This window comes from Bradyrhizobium sp. CCBAU 45384, from assembly GCF_028128665.1.
Classification (GTDB): Bacteria; Pseudomonadota; Alphaproteobacteria; order Rhizobiales; family Xanthobacteraceae; genus Bradyrhizobium; species Bradyrhizobium manausense.
In genome coordinates, this window is sequence record NZ_LBIZ01000107.1 from 158,014 (window position 1) to 177,623 (window position 19,610).

17 protein-coding genes are annotated in these 19,610 nt (G+C 63.2%); 4 read left to right on the plus strand and 13 right to left on the minus strand.

Translation table 11 applies throughout. From position 1 onward, the window contains the following. Positions 1–9 precede the first annotated feature (9 nt). From XH80_RS18330 to XH80_RS18360, 7 genes are all read right to left on the minus strand, one after another. A complete protein-coding gene (locus tag XH80_RS18330) occupies positions 10–3,147 on the minus strand; it encodes an efflux RND transporter permease subunit (RefSeq protein WP_271599756.1) in 3,138 nt (1,045 codons plus the stop codon). A 161-nt stretch (positions 3,148–3,308) separates the two neighbouring features. Next, positions 3,309–4,415, minus strand: coding sequence for an efflux RND transporter periplasmic adaptor subunit (locus XH80_RS18335; protein ID WP_271599757.1), 1,107 nt, complete (start codon positions 4,413–4,415; stop codon positions 3,309–3,311). 299 nt (positions 4,416–4,714) lie between these two features. Next, on the minus strand, positions 4,715–6,043 hold the full coding sequence (locus XH80_RS18340) for an MFS transporter (RefSeq protein ID WP_220003955.1): 1,329 nt from the start codon (positions 6,041–6,043) through the stop codon (positions 4,715–4,717). Between the two features lie 342 nt (positions 6,044–6,385). Beyond that, entirely contained in the window at positions 6,386–7,546 is a 1,161-nt protein-coding gene (locus XH80_RS18345; protein WP_271599758.1) for a winged helix-turn-helix domain-containing protein, read from the minus strand. Between the two features lie 117 nt (positions 7,547–7,663). Further along, positions 7,664–7,918, minus strand: coding sequence for a hypothetical protein (locus XH80_RS18350; RefSeq protein ID WP_220003957.1), 255 nt, complete (start codon positions 7,916–7,918; stop codon positions 7,664–7,666). A gap of 122 nt (positions 7,919–8,040) precedes the next feature. Further along, a complete protein-coding gene (locus tag XH80_RS18355) occupies positions 8,041–8,298 on the minus strand; it encodes a hypothetical protein (RefSeq protein ID WP_271599759.1) in 258 nt (85 codons plus the stop codon). A 255-nt stretch (positions 8,299–8,553) separates the two neighbouring features. Beyond that, positions 8,554–9,963, minus strand: a complete 1,410-nt coding sequence (locus XH80_RS18360) for a caspase family protein (protein ID WP_271599760.1) — start codon at positions 9,961–9,963, stop codon at positions 8,554–8,556. A gap of 499 nt (positions 9,964–10,462) precedes the next feature. On the opposite strand from XH80_RS18360, the gene XH80_RS18365 reads away from it, so the two are divergent. Then, positions 10,463–11,104, plus strand: coding sequence for an OmpA family protein (locus XH80_RS18365; protein WP_220003960.1), 642 nt, complete (start codon positions 10,463–10,465; stop codon positions 11,102–11,104). A 78-nt stretch (positions 11,105–11,182) separates the two neighbouring features. Here the strand turns inward: XH80_RS18365 and XH80_RS18370 are convergent, their stop codons facing one another. Beyond that, a complete protein-coding gene (locus XH80_RS18370; RefSeq protein WP_271599761.1) occupies positions 11,183–12,448 on the minus strand; it encodes a phospholipid carrier-dependent glycosyltransferase in 1,266 nt (421 codons plus the stop codon). Between the two features lie 212 nt (positions 12,449–12,660). On the opposite strand from XH80_RS18370, the gene XH80_RS18375 reads away from it, so the two are divergent. Both XH80_RS18375 and XH80_RS18380 read left to right on the plus strand, forming a co-directional pair. Continuing rightward, on the plus strand, positions 12,661–13,359 hold the full coding sequence (locus XH80_RS18375; RefSeq protein ID WP_220003962.1) for a FecR family protein: 699 nt from the start codon (positions 12,661–12,663) through the stop codon (positions 13,357–13,359). Positions 13,360–13,361: 2 nt separating this feature from the next. Then, on the plus strand, positions 13,362–14,498 hold the full coding sequence (locus XH80_RS18380; RefSeq protein ID WP_271599763.1) for a hypothetical protein: 1,137 nt from the start codon (positions 13,362–13,364) through the stop codon (positions 14,496–14,498). A gap of 173 nt (positions 14,499–14,671) precedes the next feature. Here XH80_RS18380 and XH80_RS18385 read toward each other — a convergent pair whose 3' ends face one another. From XH80_RS18385 to XH80_RS18395, 3 genes are all read right to left on the minus strand, one after another. Continuing rightward, positions 14,672–15,160, minus strand: coding sequence for a VOC family protein (locus XH80_RS18385; RefSeq protein ID WP_271599764.1), 489 nt, complete (start codon positions 15,158–15,160; stop codon positions 14,672–14,674). 26 nt (positions 15,161–15,186) lie between these two features. Then, positions 15,187–15,615: a VOC family protein gene (locus tag XH80_RS18390; RefSeq protein ID WP_271599765.1), complete on the minus strand. Its 429-nt coding sequence runs from the start codon at positions 15,613–15,615 to the stop codon at positions 15,187–15,189. Positions 15,616–15,740: 125 nt separating this feature from the next. Further along, on the minus strand, positions 15,741–16,256 hold the full coding sequence (locus XH80_RS18395; protein ID WP_220003966.1) for a cupin domain-containing protein: 516 nt from the start codon (positions 16,254–16,256) through the stop codon (positions 15,741–15,743). A 127-nt stretch (positions 16,257–16,383) separates the two neighbouring features. Between XH80_RS18395 and XH80_RS18400 the strand changes: the two genes are divergently transcribed. Beyond that, positions 16,384–16,602, plus strand: a complete 219-nt coding sequence (locus XH80_RS18400; protein WP_220003967.1) for a CsbD family protein — start codon at positions 16,384–16,386, stop codon at positions 16,600–16,602. A 189-nt stretch (positions 16,603–16,791) separates the two neighbouring features. On the opposite strand, the gene XH80_RS18405 is transcribed toward XH80_RS18400, so the two are convergent. After that, positions 16,792–17,256, minus strand: coding sequence for an FKBP-type peptidyl-prolyl cis-trans isomerase (locus XH80_RS18405; RefSeq protein ID WP_271599766.1), 465 nt, complete (start codon positions 17,254–17,256; stop codon positions 16,792–16,794). 61 nt (positions 17,257–17,317) lie between these two features. Then, positions 17,318–19,609 (minus strand): xanthine dehydrogenase family protein molybdopterin-binding subunit, encoded by a 2,292-nt coding sequence (locus XH80_RS18410; RefSeq protein ID WP_271599767.1) that lies wholly within the window; start codon positions 19,607–19,609, stop codon positions 17,318–17,320. Position 19,610: the final 1 nt, after the last annotated feature.

The following is a 19,610-nucleotide window of genomic DNA, read 5'->3' on the forward strand; positions in this document are numbered from 1 at the left end:
TCTTCTCATCTATTCAGCCGCTTCGGCAAGCGGAATTGCGTGCGGGTCATCGCTGCCATGTTGCGGTGCGGCAGGCTGCTCGGGCGTTCCGGCCTCGTCCAGACTCTTGCGGAACCAGAGGGCGTAGAGGCCCGGCAGGTACAGCAACGTCAGGAACGTCGCGACGAACAGGCCGCCCATGATGGTGATCGCCATCGGGCCCCAGAACGCCGAGCGCGACAGCGGTATCATGGCCAGGATGGCGGCAAGCGCCGTCAGCACCACGGGACGGGCGCGGCGGACCGTCGCCTCCACGATCGCCTCGCGGCGGGTCAGGCCGTGGCTGACGTCGGTCTCGATCTGGTCGACCAGGATGACGGTGTTGCGCATGATCATGCCGGCGAGCGCGATCAGGCCGAGCAGCGCCACGAACCCAAACGGGGCATTGGCGACGTTGAGGCCGAAGGAGGCGCCAACAATGCCGAGCGGCGCGGTCAGGAACACCAGGAACAGGCGCGAGAAGCTCTGCAACTGGATCATCAGCAGCGTCAGCATCACCATGACCATCACCGGAAAGAGGATGAAGATCGAGGCATTGCCCTTGGCGGATTCCTCGAACGCACCACCCGGCTCGATGCGGTAGGCCGGCTCGAGGCTGTCCTTGATGGCCTGAAGCTTCGGCGTGATCTGGTTGGTGACGTCAGGCGCCTGCACGCCGTCGACGACGTCGGAACGCACCGTGATCGCCATGTCGCGGTTGCGCCGCCACATGATCGGCTCCTCGTGCGCATACTCGATCTTGGCGATCTGCTGCAGCGGCACGGCAACGCCGTTCTTCGAGGTGATGGTGAGATCGCCGACGCCGCCGAGGTCGAGACGCTCCGACGGGATCGCACGGGCGACCACGCCGACCTTCTCGATGCCGTCACGCACGGTCGTGACCTGCGCGCCGGAGATCAGCATGGACAGCGCCTGCGAGACCTCCTGCGGGGTCAGGCCCATGGCGCGGGCGCGGTCCTGGTCGACGACGAGCTTGAGATAGGGCGACTGCTCGTTCCAGTCGAGCTGGACGTCCTTGACGTTCTTGTTCTCGCGCATGACATCGCGAACCTGATAGGCGATTTCGCGCACCTTGTTGGCGTCAGGCCCGATCACGCGGAACTGCACGGGGAAGCCGACGGGAGGGCCGAAATTGAAGCGGTCGACGCGGACGCGCGCTTCAGTGAGCATGCCGTCGGCGACGGCGCCCTCGATCTTGGCCTTGACGCGCTCGCGCGCCTCGACGCCCTTGGCGACGATGACGATCTCGGCGAAAGCCTCGTTCGGCAGTTGCGGGTTGAGGCCGAGCCAGAAGCGCGGCGAACCCTGGCCGACATAGGACGTATAGGTCTCGATGTCCTTGTCGTCCTTGAGCAGCGTCTCGGCCTTCTTCACGGCCTTCTCGGTGACGTTGAAGGCGGTGCCCTCGGGCAGGCGCAGCTGGAGGAACAACTCCGGGCGCTCCGACAGCGGGAAGAACTGCTGCTGGACATGGCCAAAGCCAACGATCGCGGCCACGAAGACGCCAACGGTCGCGGCCACCACGGTGATGCGGTGGTTGACGCACCATTGCACGACGGCACGCAAGCCGCGGTACATGCGGGTCTCGTAGACCGCATGCGGATCGTGGTTGGCGTGGACCTTGATGTTCGGCAGCAGCTTGACGCCGATATAGGGCGTGAAGATCACCGCCACGAACCATGAGGCGATCAGCGCAATCGCCACGATCCAGAAGATGCTGCCGGCATATTCGCCGACCGCGGAATTGGCAAAGCCGATGGGGAGGAAGCCAGCGGCCGTGACCAGCGTTCCCGTGAGCATCGGAAACGCAGTTGATTCCCAGGCAAAGGATGCCGCGTGCATGCGGTCCCAGCCCTGCTCCATCTTCACCACCATCATTTCGACCGCGATGATGGCATCATCGACGAGAAGGCCGAGCGCGATGATCAGCGCACCGAGCGAGATGCGGTGCAGGTCGAGCGACATCGAGTTCATGACGATGAAGACGATACCGAGCACCAAGGGCACGGACAGCGCGACCACGATGCCGGTGCGCCAGCCCAGCGCCAGGAACGAGACGAACAGCACGATCGCGAGCGCTTCCATGAAGGAGTGCACGAACTCGCCGACGGCGTGCTCGACTACCTTGGGCTGATCGGCGATCAGCGAGACGTCCACGCCTTGCGGCACCGCCTTCATGAATTCGGCGGTCGCCTTCTCGACGTCCTTGCCGAGCTCGAGGATGTTGGCGCCCTTGGCGGTGACGACGCCGATGCCGATCGCCGGCTTGCCCTCCTGACGGACGACGAAGCTCGGCGGATCGACATAGCCGTGGGTGACGGTGGCGATGTCGCCGAGGCGGAAGACGCGGCCGTTGCTTTCGACCGGGGTCTCGGCCACGGCCTTGGCGCCGTCGAGCGCGCCGGTGACGCGCAGCGGCACGCGCTGCGACGAGGTCTCGACCATGCCGGCCGGCGTCACGTTGTTCTGCTTGGCGAGCGAATCGAACAGCGCCTGCGGCGTGATGCCGAGCGTGGCGAGCTTGGCGTGCGAAAACTCGACGAAGATGCGCTCGTCCTGGTTGCCGTACATGTCGACCTTGGTGACACCAGGCACCTTGAGGAGGCGCTGGCGGAAACCTTCGGCGACCTTCTTGAGCTGGGCGTAGTCGGCGCCGTCGCCGGTCATCATGTAGAGGATGGAATCGACGTCGGAGAATTCGTCGTTGACGACGGGTCCGAGAATGCCGGCCGGCAACTGGCCCTGCACGTCGACCAGCTTCTTTCGCAGCAGATAAAACAGATACGGCACGTCCTTTGGCGGCGTGGAGTCGCGGAAGGTGACCTGGAGCGCGGTGAAGCCCGGCTTGGAATAGGTTTGCACCTTCTCGAAATAGGGCAGCTCCTGGATCTTCTTCTCGATGGGATCGGCGACCTGGGCCTGCATCTCCTGTGCGGTCGCCCCCGGCCACAGCACGGAAACGTTGACCACCTTCACCGTGAAGAACGGATCTTCGGCGCGGCCGAGCTTCTGATAGGAGAAGAAGCCGGCAACGCCGAGCACGAGCATCAGGAACAGGACCAGCGTCGGATGGCTGACGGCCCAGGCCGAAAGGTTGAAGCGCTTCATCGCACTCTCCGGATAATCGATCCAATTGCCCAAACGACAGCCGCTCTGATCAACCGTCGTCGCGAGGCAGCGAAGCAATCCAGGGGGCTGGGCAGGTTCTGGATCGCTTCGCCGCTTCAGCCTTTGCGTAGGGGCAAAGGCAGAAGCTCACCTAGCCAAGCCTAGAAAGACAGCGCCGACACGACCCGCACCTTCTGGCCGGGATCGAGCTTCTGCACACCGAGGGCAACGATCTTGGCGCCCTCGTCGACGCCGCCGGTGATGACGACGTCGTTGCTGTCGTAGGACTTCACCACAACAGGCTTGAGCGTGACCGCGCCGTTGTCGTCGACGACGAAGAAGGACGACTTGCCGCCTTCGTTGAACAGCGCCGACAGCGGCAGCCGTGCGACGCGCTCGGTGCCGGCATCCGACAGCGTCAGCGTCGCGGTCATGCCGAGCGCGACCTTGTCGCCAGCCTCGGGCAGCGAGAATTTTGCGAGATAGGTGCGCGTGGCCGGATCGGCGGCGGGCGCGATCTCGCGCAGTTTCGCGACATATTTCTTGTCCGGCTCAGACCAAAGAGTGACGCTGGCGACGCCCGACTTGGCGCGTCCAACCAGCGTCTCAGGGATCGCGACGACCGCTTCCTTTTCGGCAAAGCGGGCGACACGGATCGAAGCCTGGCCCGCGGCGACCACCTGGCCGGGCTCGATCAGCGTTGCGGTGACGACGCCACGGGCGTCGGCAACAAGCGTCGCGTAGGAAAGGGAATTCTTGGTCAGCTCGACCGAGCGTACGGCGCGATCAAGGCGCGCACGGGCTTCGTCAGCCGCGGCGCGGCTCGAATCCATCGCGGCGTCCGTGGTCCAGCCCTTGGCTTTCAGATCCTTGGCGCGCTGCTCTGCCGCGGCGGCCTGGGCCAGCACGCCCGTTGCGGCGGTCTGTTCGGCGACGGCCTGCTCGGCCTGGAGCTTCAGATCGACCTCGTCGAGGGTGGCGAGTGCCTGACCGACTTCCACGGTCTGGCCGACCTCAACAAGGCGTTTTGCGACCTTGCCGGCGACGCGGAAGCCGAGATCGCTCTCGATGCGGGGCTTGATGGTGCCGACGAAGCTGCGCTCCGGGGTCTCGGCGTCATAATGCGCGGTCGCGACCAGGACCGGCCGCGGCGGCTCGGCTTTTTGCGCCACGGAATCGTTGCATCCGGCCAGCGCCGCGGCCATCAGGGCCAGCGATACACCTGCCAAGAGCCTGGAATAGCTAGACAAAACGTGCCGAACGAACATCGGAGGACACTCCTGCGTCTGCAATGAGAGGAATGTCAACTAATCACTGATAAAAGTCAATAATCGTCAGTCATCAGGAGTGCGTGATCGTTAAGAGGTGGTAAGGTCGACCAAGTGGTAGTCAGGAAGGTGCTATCGTAGGGTGAGCAAAGCCACCGGGTCGCGCGAATGCGCGCCCGATGACAGGCTCCGCGTGCCCACGCCTTTGGCGATGTCGGAAGAGATCGTGGGCAGGGCGCGCGAAGAGCGCGCCTTTGCCCACCCTACAAAAGGCTGGCGAAAGCCGTGGCGACGTTGGATCACCGCCCCTGGTCGCCGAACTCGTGCTTGGTCTCGTGGCCGCCGATGAAGACCAAAATGCCGGCGAGCAGCGGCAGCACGGCGAGCACCAGCAGACCTGTCGAGGTCTGCCCCGTCGCTTCCTTGACCCAGCCGATCAGATAAGGCCCGCCGAAGCCGGCGAGATTGCCGATCGAGTTGATCAGCGCGATGGCGCCGGCGGCCGCCGTGCCGGAGAGCCAGGCAGTCGGCAAGGTCCAGAACACGCCGAAGACGCAGAACACGCCGATCGCGGCGAAGGTCAGCGCCACCATGGTCAGGGTGGGGTCGGTGAGATAGCTGGAGATGGCGAGCGCGATCGCAATCAGGATCATGGGCGCGCCGACATGCATCACCCGCTCGCGCGTGGCGTCCGAATGCCGCGCCCACAGGATCATGGCAATGGTGCCGAACAGATAAGGGATTGCAGTGACGAAGCCGGTCTGGGCATTGGTGAGGCCGAACGCCTTGACGATCTGCGGCAGCCAGAACTGCATGCCATAGAGCGCACCGACGAAGCCGAAATAGATCAGGCTAAGTGCGATCACCTTCGGTGACGACAAGGCTTCGCCGAGCGACAGATGCTTCACCGCCTGCTTGGCGGCGATCTCCGAATCGAGCTTCGCCTTGAGCCAGGCCTTCTGCTCGGCCGAGAGCCAGTCCGCCTTCTCCGGCTTGTCGGTGAGGTAGAACCAGGTGACGATGCCAAGCAGCACCGAGGGAATGCCCTCGAGAATGAACAGCCACTGCCAGCCCCTCAGACCCATCACGCCGTCGAGCCCGAGCAACAGGCCCGAAATCGGCGCGCCGATCACAGTCGAAACCGGCACGGCGATCGCGAAGGCTGCGAGAAAGCGGGCGCGATATTCGGCCGGATACCAATAGGTGAGATAGAGGATGATGCCGGGGAAGAAGCCGGCTTCGGCGACGCCGAGCAGGAAGCGCAGGACGTAGAAGCTGGTCACGCCGCTCACCAGCGCCATCAGCGCCGAGATGATGCCCCAGGTCACCATGATGCGGGCGATCCAGCGGCTGGCGCCGAACTTTTCCAGCGCAAGGTTGCTCGGCACCTCGAAGATGAAATAGCCGATGAAGAAGATGCCGGCGCCCCACGAGAAGATCAGCGGCGTGAACTTCAGCTCCGCGTTCATGGTCAGCGCGGCGAAGCCGAGATTGACGCGATCGAGATAGGAGAAGAAGTAGGCCAGAACCAGAAACGGGATCAGGCGCCAGGAGATGGCGCTAATCGTTGAGGTCTCAATGGCGCTTTTCGCACCGGCGGAAGCGGTATAGGTCGTGGTCTGGCTCATGGCGTCCCCCCGTATTGTTGCTTTTGTGAGCTGATCCCGGTTTTGAGCATCGCGGGCAAAGAGTCAATGGAACAAGCAATGCATGGGACGCAGCCAAATCATTCTACTGCACTGCTACTGACATCGCTGACCCGCGCCGCATCGTCTCGCTGTGGAATTTGGTCGCGTATGCGATCGGGATTGCGTTCGGAGTTTGGATTGATCGGCTCGCCGAAATGAGCGGTGTCGTAGGGTGGGCAAAAGCGCGTTAGCACCGTGTCCACGATTGTCCGCTACCTTGGGCAATCGTGGGCACGCTCCGCTTCGCCCACCCTACGAGACCGGCGATGTGGCGCACGATCTTCACTCCGCCAATTGAAACCGCTCGAAACGATCGAGCTCGTCCTCGATCTTCCGCTTCAGTTCCTTGCGCCCTGCCGTCTTCTTGCCCTGCCCGACCCAGGTCCATTTCTGCATCAACACCTTCTTCGCCTGCCGGTCGGTCTTGAGATCGAGCGCGGCGACGATCTCGTCGCCGACCAGCACCGGCAGCGCGAAATAGCCGAGCTTGCGCTTGGCCTTCGGCACGTAGGCCTCGAACAGATGGTTGTAGCCGAAGATAAGATTGGTGCGCTTGCGCTGGATGATCAGCGGATCGAACGGCGAGAGGATGTGGACGAGGTCCGGCGGCACCTCGGCAGGCTCGAGCGCCGCGGGCGTCGCCCAATGCTCCTGCTTGCCGGCGCCTTCAATTGCCACAGGCACGAGTTCGCCGCGCCGGACCCGCGAAGCGACCAGGGCGCCCACCGCCTTCTTGCTCGGCGCATCGAGATGGCAGATCGAATCGAGACTGACGATGCCCTGCGAGCGCAGCGCGCGGTCGAGCAGATAGGCCGTGATCTCCTTCGGCGATGCCGGCTTCGGCAATTTGTCCCAGCCGAAATGCCGCGTCATCAGATCATAGGTCTTGAGCATGCCCTGGCGCGCGCCGATGGTCGCGACGCCGGTATAGAAGGCCAGCTGAAGCGCCCGCTTCGAAGGTTTTCGGCTCTGCCAGAGATGCTCCTTCTCGGTGAGCACATCGTCCTCGATGTCACGAATGGTCAGGGGACCGGCGCGTAGCAGCCGCATCACCTTGCGGGTGTCGGCCGGCGTCACCGACGCGTACCATTTGTGCCCTTCGCGCTTGTGCTCGCGCATGGCCGGCAGGAAAAAGCGAAAATCATCCGACGGTACGTAGGACAGTGCATGAGTCCAGTATTCGAACACGCTCTTGTCGACGCTTTGGGCATGACGCAGATCGGCGCGGCGATAGGACGGGATACGGCTGAACAGGATGTGGTGGTGGCAGCGCTCGATCACGTTGATAGTGTCGATCTGCACATAGCCGAGATGGGCGACCGCGTCTTTGACCGCCTGCGGCCCGTCCCCGAATGGTTCACGCTTGTCGAGCCGCTGGGCCCGCAGCCAGATCTGCCGGGCCTGTGTCGTCGGGATTGGGAGGGGTTTTGGGGAGCGAGGCATTGCGCGAGGCAATGTAGCGGGATTCGCGCCAAGAAAAAGGACAAGAGCAAGAACAACGCTGCATAGGAAAGCCGCGCTGCCATCTGCTGACAGCGCGGCGGATGGTGCGGCCGAGGCCTACTTCATCGTCATCGCCTTCTGCGCCTTCATGTAATGCATGCAGGCGCCCTTCATCTTGCCCATGCTCATGTCCGTATTGGCCATGGCCATTTCCTTGTTCATGGCCATCTTGGCGGGCGTGTCCGCGGTGCCGGTCATCATGGCCGTCGATTTCATCATATTGGCGCTGGTGCACGCCATCATGGCGGCGGATGCGGGCGAAACGGAAAGAGCGAACGCGACAAAGGCTGCGGCGGTGAGCAAGGTCTTCATCGAAAAGTCTCCTTGAGCAAAACGAAACCGGCGTCATGCCGGCATTCGCAATTACGTATTTTCCGGCGAGAACGTTTCGTGGAGAAGACAATTTTCTTGCTGCAATGCAAAGCGAGCCGACGTTAACGGCCGGCCTTCGGAGCCTTGGTCCGGTCGTTGGGCCTGTCACTGAGGCTGCCGGTGGCGATGTCGGGCTCGCAGGAGGCCCTGCCCCGCCCCTCCGCCTGACAGCGATAGACGCTGCCGGTGAGACGGTCCACCAGCCACATGTTCTCGTCGGTCGGTGCTTCAAGGCCGACATAGCGGCTGGTGAGCCCCGTGATCAACGTCGAGAGCAGGATCGCCACCGCGATCATTGCCGCGCCGATATAGATGGGCATCGCGCTCAGAGACACAGTCCGATCCGGCGGGCCGCTGCGATAGAATTGGTAGTCACTGGGCCTCGGCACTGGATGGAACTCAGCTCCCTTCGGCTTGCGGTGACGGCTCGTCGAGGTCTGCTAGGCGTGTATCTGGCCAAATTCTTGTTCGCACGCAGGCCATGCCGCGACGGCTTTGCCGACGATGGGTAAGCACTGGTTCCGGAACAATGGGCGGCCCAATGCGGGCCGCCTTTTACTTACTCCCCTGCACCCTCAGCGGCGGCCGAACAACCCGCCCATCATACCGCCGAGTAGACCACCGGGACCTGCCGGAGCGCCACCACCGCCGCTATAATGGCGGCGACCGCCACCGCCCGAGTAACGGCGGTGCGCCGGCTCATCGTCTGCCTGTGCCGAGGAAGCCGCGCGGGTCGAGACAATCTCCGACAGCAGAGCCTTATGCTGGAGCTTGTTGAGATAGCCCGTAGCGGGATAACCGCGCGCAGCCTGCCACCGCCTGATCACGGAACGCGCCTCGTCGTCGAACTGGCCTGTCGCCCTGACGTCGAAACCGAGCCCAGTGAGGCGACGCTGCACGTCACGACGCTGGCTCTTGTCCAGACCAACCTGGTCTTCAGATACTTGGTTGGCCTCTTCCGTGAAGGTCGCGGGATCGATCCCAACCGACAGGTTGCGGGTGGCATTGGATGGACCATCCTGCAACGCCGCAATGCGGGCGAGTGCGATCGATTTGAACGTGCCGTTGGGATAGCTGGTGAGATAGGCGTTGAGCTCCTCGACCCTGTTGGAGTCCTTGATCGAGCGCCAGAACTCGAGTTCGACGTCGGAGCCTTGCTTGCTTGCGGCCAACACCGGCGCGCTCGACGTATCAGTTGCGCCCGCAGCCGGCCCGCCAACCGGATTGAGGTAGACGTTGCCCGTCAGGTTGGTGTGCCCCCAAGGCAATTGCCCTTTACCGGTCTCGTCACTGACCTGGGCGCGGACCTTGGTCATCGCCTGCTGAATCTCGATCCCAGGCTGGGCAATGTTGGCGACAAGCGCGCGCGTGAACGGGCTGTTGGTCCCGGCTTCGCCGTCGAGCGCGGTTTGACCTGGGCCGGTGGCAAAGGCAATCAGCGTGCCCTCGCCCGACTTCATCTCTGCCAGACCGGCCTGGACGTTGACCGATCGGGTGGCTTTCGCCGAGCGGATCTTTGCCGCGAAAGGATTGTCACGACAGGCATCCAGGAACACGAGCTTCACCTTCGCGTCCGACATGGTTTGATCGAGCGTGAGGTCGACATTGATCGCCGCGCCCAGCTTGACGTCCATCTCGGATTTCAGGTCTGCATCGATCGGCAACAGGTAGTTGATGCCGTTCACGGCAATGCCGTGGCCGGCATAGAAGAACACCGCGACATCGGCACCCTCGCTCTTCTTGCCGAACTCCAGGAGTTTTGCAGTCATGGCGTCACGCGTGAGGTTGGCACCCTCGACGACATCGAAGCCGACATTGCGCAGCACCCTGGCCATTGCCTTGGAATCGATCGCGGGGTTGGGAAGCTGCGGGACGTTCTTGTAGGCGGCATTGCCGACCACGAAGGCGACGCGCTTGTCAGCGAGGGCCGTGTTGCCGCTGACGATGAATGCTGCGAGTGAAATTGCTGCGATCAAGAAGCGCATGATCATTCTCCCCTGATCCAAACTTCTTCGCTGCTCTCGCATCGGCCTTAGCCGATCCGATGACAGCAATCTGATCCAACTCACAAGGACGCACTGTGATTTGGATCACTCGGGGATTTCTGCTGCCCGAACCGAGCTGGGAGTCGCTGCGACGATCGCTTTTCGAGCTGCTAACGCAGCGGGCAATCCGGCAGGTGACGAGCAATGGACAAAAGATTGTACCCGCTGGAGCTGCGAGTCCAGCAGCTATTGAAACCTCGTCCGAGAATGCGTGATGGATCAGGATTCTGCTTCGATGCCGAACGAGACAGCGCTCCTTTCTGATGGTAGCGCGGTGCCAGTGGCGCGAGCATGCCGTGGATGCCGACTGGGTCCGGCGCTAGCATGCAGCCGACGTTTCGGTCCTTTGGAATGTGACCCGCATCACATCGGAGCTTTTGAACCTTCCCTATGCTCGGAGCATCAAATTGCCATCAGGCGTCACAGCAAGGATACGACAATGACCCATTTCAATAAGTCTTTTGGACTGAGGGCGATCACGCTCACGGCCGCGCTGTCGTTGACGGCGGGCCTGGCTTTCGCCGGCGACAGCAACGTCTCGTCCAGCCAGATCCTGGATGCGTTGAAGCCGAAGCCGATCACCCGCGGCCTCTCCGTCGGTCCGCAGGCCGATCCGACCGCGCAAGCCAAGGAAGCGACTTTCCTGAATTCCGTGCGCAACCGGCAGACCCGTTCACTCTCGATGGGCGAGCGCGACCAGATCGCCGAGCTTGCTTCGACCAAGCCGAACATCGATCTGGAGATCCAGTTCGACTACAACTCGGCCGACATCGCCAAGACCTCGGTGGCGTCGGTGCAGGCCCTCGGCAAGGCGCTGTCCGACCCGTCGCTGAAGGGCTCGACCTTCGTGGTCGCCGGCCATACCGATGCGATCGGCACGGAGGAGTACAATCAGGGCCTGTCGGAGCGTCGCGCCGACACTATCAAGAAGTACCTGGTGCAGAACTACGGTCTCAACGGCAGTGACCTCGTCACCGTCGGCTATGGCAAGACCAAGCTGAAGGACGCCGCCAACGGCGCCGACCCGATCAACCGCCGCGTCCAGGTCGTGAACATGGACACCAAGACCGCGTCCAAATGATCTGAACAAGTGACCTGAGACGCCATTGCCACAATCGACAAACCGCCTGCCGCGAGACTGGCAGGCGGTTTTCTGTTGTCAGATCCAGCTCTGAAACAGCATCAGCCGGTTGAACGTCTGCATCGATGTGCCGATGAAGGCCGCCGAAATCGGCAGCATCACCGCAAAGCCGGCGGCAGCCATGCCGACATAGGCCCACAGCAGCCAGCGCGGCAGTCCCTCTCGGCTCAGCGCATAGACCAGCGCAAGCGACGCGACCGTTGCGGCCGGCAGATAGTAGTAGATGAAGCCCAGCGTGCGCGGGAGCAAAGCCCAGGCGAGCCAGCAGCCGAAATAGAACGCCGCGATCAGAAACGCATCCCAACGACGCGCGACGACGACGTCGCGCAACACAACGGCAAGCGCGAGCAGCGCCGGCCAGGCGACCAGCGGATTGCCGAGGAAGACGATCGCCGCGACGTTGTCGTCTGATGTCTTGTCGAACAGGAACCACACCGGCCGCGCCAGCAACGGCCAGGACGGCCACGAGCTCATATAGGTGTGGCCGGCGATCGCAGTGGTGGTGTTGTCGGCGAAGATCCGGCGCTGCGCCTCGATCAGATCAGGCAGCGACAGGCCGTAGAGCGGAACGAAGGCGGCGATATACGTCACTGCCGGCAACAGCGCGAAGCAGAGCGCGGCATGATGCGCCCTGAATGTGGGCCAGAGATCAGGGCGGTACCAGTCGGTTGGCCTCGCATCGGCAAACAGAGTATGCCAGCCCTGCATCAGGCGGATCACCGCAACGATTGCGATGCAGACAGCGAGCGGAAACAAGCCGCTCCATTTGCAGGCAGCTGCGAGACCGAACAACGCACCCGCGATCGCGAACAGCGCCTGCGGCCGCGCTCGCCGAAAGCCGTGCATGAAAGCAGCGATGGCGAGCAAGCCGAGGCTAAGTGCGAAGATGTCGAGCATCGCGATGCGCGCCTGCACATAGAGCATCTGGTTGAAGGCCGCGATCAGCGCCGTCGCAACCGCGGGTGCTTGCGAGCCGAACAGCGCGAGCCCGCAGAGATAGATCGCGACGACAGCGAGCGCGCCGAACAAGGTCGCCGGATAGCGCCAGCCAAACGCGTTGTCGCCGAATGCCGCGATCGACGCCGCGATCAGCTCTTTCGCCAGCGGCGGATGCATCGGATTGAGCATCGGCTGCGGCGCAGTGAAGCCCAGCATCTGCCGTGCTGCCGGCACGTAATGCACCTCGTCGAACACGAACTTGTCCGGCGTCGTCAGCCCGATCAGCAGCGCGAGATGCGCGGCTAGGAAGATCGCGACAGCGATCACTGCGCTTCGCGACGTCATCGGCATCGCATGTGCTTCAAGCGACTGCTGTAGGGCTATTTTGCGTGGCAAATCTGCGTCACCGCGAATAAAAAATCACTCAGCCGATGCATTGAACGCATTCTGCCGCAACTGTCACTAAGCTAGCGCTCGTCTCGCGCCGCCTGTGATAATTCTGCCACAACACGAGCGTGCGCGATCCAGCACGATCAGGGGCCTCGCTCGGTTACGACATGAATCTGCGTTTTCTGCTTTTCCCAACATTGCTGTCGGCTGCATCGTGCGCTGCGCCTTCTGTGCAAGCCCAGACGCGCGTCGGCGAAGCCGTCCTCGTGCAGAACGAAGTGGTGCGGGTGGCCGCGAGCACGACGCCAATCAATGTCGGCGACAGCATGCTGCGCGACGAGACCGTGCGCACCGGTGCCGACAGTGCGGCGCGTTTTGTCATGGCCGACAGCACCAATCTTTCGCTCGGGCCGAGTGCGACGCTGAAGCTCGATCGCACCGTCTTCAACGACGAGCACAGCTATCGCGACGTCGCCATCCGAATGGCGACCGGCGCATTCCGCTTCGTGACCGGACATTCGGAGAAGACCGCCTACAAGATCACGACACCGCTGGCGACCATCGGCGTTCGCGGCACAATCCTCGACATCCTCTCGCAGCGCAGCCGCTCGGTCGTCGTGCTTCAGGAGGGAGCGGCGAGCGTCTGCACGTTGAGCTTCCAGTGCATTCAGCTCACCCAGCCGGGCGACACCGCGATCATCACCTCGACCGGCGGCAAAGTCACGATCACCAAGACGAACTCGCCGCCCTGGACGTTCGCAGCCAACTGCGCCGCCAATGCCGGTCTGTGCGCCGTCAACCAATATGCCGATGCCTCGCCGACCACGCCCGCCGTCCATGACGACGGCATGCTGTGTGGACGCTGACGATGGCAAAGCCCGACTTCAAACGCCTCGCACTGGCCTGCATGCTCGGCGCAGCCGCCGCGCTCACGCTGTTCGCGCTCGACGCCCGTCCAGCGACAGCCGCGACCTTTTGCGAATCCGAGTGCGGCAATCCGACCCCCTCCCCTTCACCGACCTATTCGCCGTCCCCGACACCAGGCACATCGCCCTCCCCGAGCCCATCGCCGTCGCCGAGCCCGACCCCGCTGCCGAGCCCAACGCCGACCGGCTCCGATTCCAGCGGCAACTCGGTCAATGGACTCGCGGGCCAGCGCTTCAATCAGATGATCACCAACCGCGTGCTCGGCACGGTGCTGCTTGGCGTCAACGAGCAGATCAATTGCAGCGACTGCATCAGCGCGTTCGGGTCGGCCGGCTCGTTCTCGGCGGGCATCCACGGCCGCAAGGAGCTGACGCCCAACCTGTCGCTGCTTGCCGGTATCGCCTACACGCAATACAGCGAGGGTGGCTATCACATCACCAGCGCGCCGATCGGCGCCTTTGCGCTGCGCTATGACTTCACCGATTGGGGCTCATCGCGTCCGTTCTTCGACGTCGGCACGATCCTGACGCCGTGGGAAAAGGCGCGCTACACCCGCAGCTACACCTCCAGCCTCGGTCCGGTCAGCGTGACGAGCTCAACCGACGCTGCCAATTATGCAGTCTATGGCCGCGCCGGCTGGATCAGTCGCCTGTCATCGCGCGATGAGGTCGCAGCTTCCATCGAGCTCTGGCAGCTCTGGCAGCGCGTGTCAGGCTATGCCGACAACACGGTCGCGTTCAATCCGTTCGACGCCACCATTGCAACGGGCACCGACCGCACCAGCCTCGTCAAGATCGGCGGCCAGTGGACCCATCTCTTCGCCAACAATATCGAGACCAATATCAACGGCGGCTGGGTGCAGTCCTTCGCCAGCCACAGCGGCATCGTCGCCACCGTGACCGGCGACGGCATGGTGGTGCCTACGATGGGCAACCAGGGCTGGTTCGAGTATGGCGGTCGTCTCGGCTTCCGTGTGCAGAAGGGCTGGGTCGTGGACCTCTTCGCCAACGGCACCCTGGGCCCGCAGCCTGTGGGCAACACGATCCACGGCGGCGTCGGGCTGAGGATCAATTATTAGCGGCGCGCTCTCGCATGGCCACGAATTCCGCTGTCATGCCCCGGCTTGGCCGGGGCATCCAGTACGCCGCGGCGGTCGTTGTGAGAGCGAGCTCTTCGACGAAGGCCTCTGGAATACTGGATCGCCCGCCTTAGCGGGCGATGACATCTGTCGCATGGCAACGGCACTGGCCCTCACGCCGCAGACTTCCCCTCGAACGCTCGCCGCAGCACCTCCACGTCCAGTTTCACCATCTTCATCATGGCCTGCCATGCGCGGGCGGCGGCCGCCTTATCGGGGCTGGTGAGGAACTCGAACATCACTTTCGGCACGATCTGCCAGGCCACGCCCCAGCGATCCCTGAGCCAGCCGCACTGTTCTTCCTTGCCGCCATGGGCGAGGAACGCATTCCAGACGCTGTCGACCTGGGCCTGGTCGTCGCATTGGATCATCAGCGAGATCGCATGCGTGTATTCCATCGTCATGCCGCCGTTGAGCGCGACCATGGGCTGCCCGGCCACCGTGAACTCGACGACCAGCACCGAGCCTTCCTTGCCGGACGGGCTATCCGAGACGTTGTGCTGAACGTGCGTGATCTCCGAGTCGGGAACGAGCGAGACGTAGAACTTGGCGGCATCGACCGCATCGCCGTTGAACCACATGCAGGGCACGAGCTTGGACATTGCGAATGCTCCTCTTCAGGTTCCGATCAGGCGTTCGCCATGGCGGGCTTCGGCGGGACGGCTGCCATGTCCAGCCAGTTCACGCCCCACATATGGCCATCCGGATCCTCAAAGCTGCGGCCATACATGAAATCGTATTCGTCAACCGGGCTGGGATCGGCCACGCCGCCTGCAGCCTTGGCCCTGCCGACGATATCGTCGACCTCCTTGCGGCTGTCGGCGGACAGACAGAACAGCGCCTGGTTCGAGGTTTTTGCATCGGCAATCGGCTTCGGCGTGAATTGACGGAATTTGTCGTGGGTCGTCAGCATCACGTAGATGGTCTCGGAAAAGACCATGCAGCTTGCCGTGTCATCGCTGAATTGCGGGTTCCTGGTCGCGCCGACCGCCTCGTAAAAGGCGGTCGCGCGCTTGAGATCGGTCACCGGCAGATTGACGAAAATCATCCTGGGCATGGGGGCTCCTTGGGCGGGGTTCTGCCCAAGGACGGACGACTGGGCCGCCATCCGACAGCGCATGCCGAATTATTTTGCCGAGACCGCCGCGGGGTTTGGTCGCACCGACCCCTCGAGCCTCGGTGTTACTTCTTCTCGTTCGGATCCCGATGCACGGGGTCGATCCACAGCACAGTCTCGGGCTTCTCGACCGGCTCGATGTCCAGATTGATCGCAACCGCCTCGCCATCGCTCCGCACCAGCACGCATTCCAGCACCTCGTCGGGGCTGGCGTTGATCTCCTGGTGCGGCACGTAGGGCGGCACGAAGATGAAATCGCCGGGACCCGCTTCAGCGGTGAATTGCAGGCTCTCGCCCCAGCGCATCCGCGCCTTGCCCTTCACCACGTAAATGACGCTCTCGAGATGGCCGTGGTGGTGCGCGCCGGTCTTGGCGTCGGGCTTGATGCTGACGGTGCCAGCCCACAATTTCTGCGCGCCGACGCGGGCGAAATTGATCGCGGCCGCGCGGTCCATCCCTGGTGTCGAGGGCACATTGGTATCGAGTTGATTGCCGGGAATGACGCGCACGCCGTCATGCTTCCAGCGATCATCGTGATGATCGTGGACATGGTGGGAATGGCTGTGGTCATGGCCGGTCATGGGGACTGCTTTCTGTTGGTTCCGCGCGGGCGAACGTAACCAAAGGCGCGACATCAAGCCATACCAAAATCGGAACTCTCATAGTCGACAGATGTTGTCTTTGCGAGCAAACTGGAAGGAGAGTTTCATGGGTAGCACCAGCGACAAGATCAAGGGCACTGCCAACGAGACGATCGGCAAGGCCAAGCAGGGCATCGGTGAAGCCACCGGTTCCGAGCGTCTGCAGGGCGAAGGCGCCGTTCAGGAAGTGAAAGGCAAGGGCCAGAAAGCCATGGGAGAGGCCAAGGACAGCGCGAAGGAAGCGATTGATCGCGCCGCTGCGGCGGCACGTCGCGCGGCGGAATAACGCGCGCTCGCGGCGGAATAACGCGCGCTAGCATTGAAAGCGAAAAGACCGGCCGAGGGGCCGGTCTTTTTGTTTGTGTTGATCTCTGTCCGTCATGGCCGGGCTTGCCCGGCCATCCACGTCTTGGCCACGCGAAGAAGTACGTGGATGCCCGGGACAAGCGCGGGCATGACGACGCGGAATGCGCCGTCACTTCACGCCGAGCAATTCCACGTCGAACATCAGCGTCGCGTTCGGCGGGATCACGCCGCCGGCGCCGCGAGCGCCGTAGCCGAGCTGCGGCGGGATGATCAGCGTCCGCTTGCCACCGACCTTCATCGTGGCAACGCCCTCGTCCCAGCCGGCGATGACGCGGCCCTTGCCTATGGGGAATTCGAAGGGCTCGTTGCGATCGACGGACGAGTCGAATTTCTTGCCCTTCTGGCCGTTCTCATAGAGCCAGCCGGTATAGTGCATCACGCAAATCTGGCCGGGCTTCGGCGAGGCGCCAGTGCCGACGACGCTATCGGTGATCTGCAATCCTGAAGCTGTGGTCATGGTCTTTCCTGCGGTCTGGGCCGAGGCCGGGGTGGAAACAAACGTCGGCGCACCGCCGATCGACGTGATCGCGAATGCCGACATGATGGCGAGGAGCACGGGCTGGACACGCTGCATAAGACACCTTCCCGTTGAGGCCGAAGGTGTCTAGCGCAAGGTCGACGCCGTTTCCACCCCTCTAGACCTCGATATTTTCCAGCCGCACGGGGAGCTTGCGGATGCGCTGGCCGGTGGCGTGATGGATCGCATTGCAAATCGCGGCGTTGGTGCCGACGTTGGCGAGCTCGCCGAGCCCCTTGGCGCCGGCCGGGTTAATGTGATCATCCTGCTCGGAGAGCAGGATCACCTCGACGCCGGGGACGTCTGCATTCACGGGAATGAGATAATCGGCAAAATTGTCGTTGACATAGCGTGCGGTGCGCTCGTCGATCTCGGTGGCCTCCAGCAACGCCGAGGACATGCCCCAGATCAGGCCGCCCATCAGCTGACTGCGAGCCGTGCGCGGATTCATGATGCGGCCCGCCGCAAACGCTCCAACCAGGCGCGGGGCGCGGATCTCGTGGGTGAAGCGATTGATCCGGACTTCCACGAACTCCGCGCCGAAGGCATAGGCGATCTTGTCCTTCATGGCCGCACCGCCGACGAGCTGGGCGTGCCCGCTGTGCATCGCCTTGAACGAATCCGGCGGCGCGCCTTCGGGCTTCCATTCGCCATATTCCTCCACCACGCCGACACCGAGCGCGTCGAACGCTTTCTCCAGATCGATCGGGCGATCGCCCTTTGCTGCCTGTGTCGATCGGGTCTGCCCCATGCCAACGGTTTCCTTGGCCTTGTCCGTGAGGCTCTCGTTCGGCGTCAGCGCCTTGAACAGGCGCTGACGAACCTGATCGCACACCATCATCACAGCGGAGCAGGTGCTGGCCGTCGAATTCGATCCGCCAGCAACGGGCCCCGGCGGCAGGTCGCTGTCACCAATGAAGACCGCGACCTTCTCCAGCGGCACGCCAAGCCGCTCGGCGGCTGTCTGCGCAAGGATGGTGTAGGCACCGGTGCCGATCTCGTGGCCGGCGATCTCGACGCGGGTACGGCCGTCGCGCTGCAGGCGAACGCGCGCCGCCGACGGCGCCATCTGCGTCGGATAACAGGTGGCCGCGCAGCCATAGCCGATCAGCCAGTCACCGTCGGACATCGATTTCGGCGCCGCCGAGCGCTGTGCCCACCCGAAGGCTTTGGCAGCTTCGTCGAAACACGCCATCAGCGAGCGCGACGTGTAAGGCTTGCCGCCGATCGGCTCATTGGTCGCGTCATTGACGCGGCGGAGCTCGATCGGATCCATGTTGAGCTTCACGGCCAGCTCGTCCATCGCACTCTCGAGCGCAAACAAATACGGCACCTCAGGCGGCGAGCGCATGAAGCCCGGCGTGTTGCGGTCGGCGCGCACGATCGACACGAGACTGTCGACATTTGGGCAGGCATAGAGCCGCGTCGTGGTCTTGGTGCCGCCGACGCAATAGGGGTCGGCGTGCGAGGAGACCTCGGCGCCTTCGTGCCTCAGCGCGACCAGCTTGCCGTCCCGGCTCGCGCCGAGCTTGATCTCGTGGCGGGTTTCGGCGCGATAGGTCGCAATCGTAAAGCCCTGGTCGCGAGTCGAAACCAGCTTGATCGGCCGGTTCAGCCGCTTCGCGATGCCGGCGATGATCGCGGTTCTCGGCGTCATCGAGCCGCGCGAGCCAAAGCCGCCGCCGACATAGGGATTGACCACCCTCACCTTGTCGGCGTCGATGCCGAGCTGTTCGGCGACGCCGTTCTTCAGTCCGTAGACATATTGGCTGGGCTCATAGATGACGAGAGTGTCGCCCATCCAGGCGCAGCTCGTCGAAAAAAGCTCCATTGGATTATGATGCTGCGTCGGCGTCTCGTAGGAGGCCTCGACCTTCACCTCGGCCTCATCAAACGCCTTGGCAAAGTCGCCGACCTTGGGGTCTTCCTTGAATTGCGCGTTCTGGCCTTTCGCGGCGGCTTTCGTCGTTCCCGGCGAATCGAAGCTCGCACTCGGGGTTGCGGCTGTGTAGCTCACCTTGACGCGGTTGGCGGCTTCGCGCGCGGCCTCGTAGCTCTCGGCGATGACCACCGCGATGATCTGGCCGTCATGGGCAATGTCGGTCGATTTCAGCGGCTGGATCGTGGTGCCAGCATAACCGCCATTGCTGAACAGCTTTGACTCGTTCAGGTTGGGCGCGTTCTCGTGCGTGACAATGTCGATCACGCCTCGCACGCGTTTAGCATCGTCGAGATCGAAGCTGTTGATGCGGCCTTTGGCGATCGCACTGGTGACCAGAAACGCATAGGCGGGATTGTCCAGCGGCATGTCGGACCCGTAGGTTGCACGCCCTGTGACCTTCGCAACCGCATCGTAACGTGGCACGGGCTTGCCCATATTCGCCTTCGGCTCGGGAGCGGCAGCGGTCATG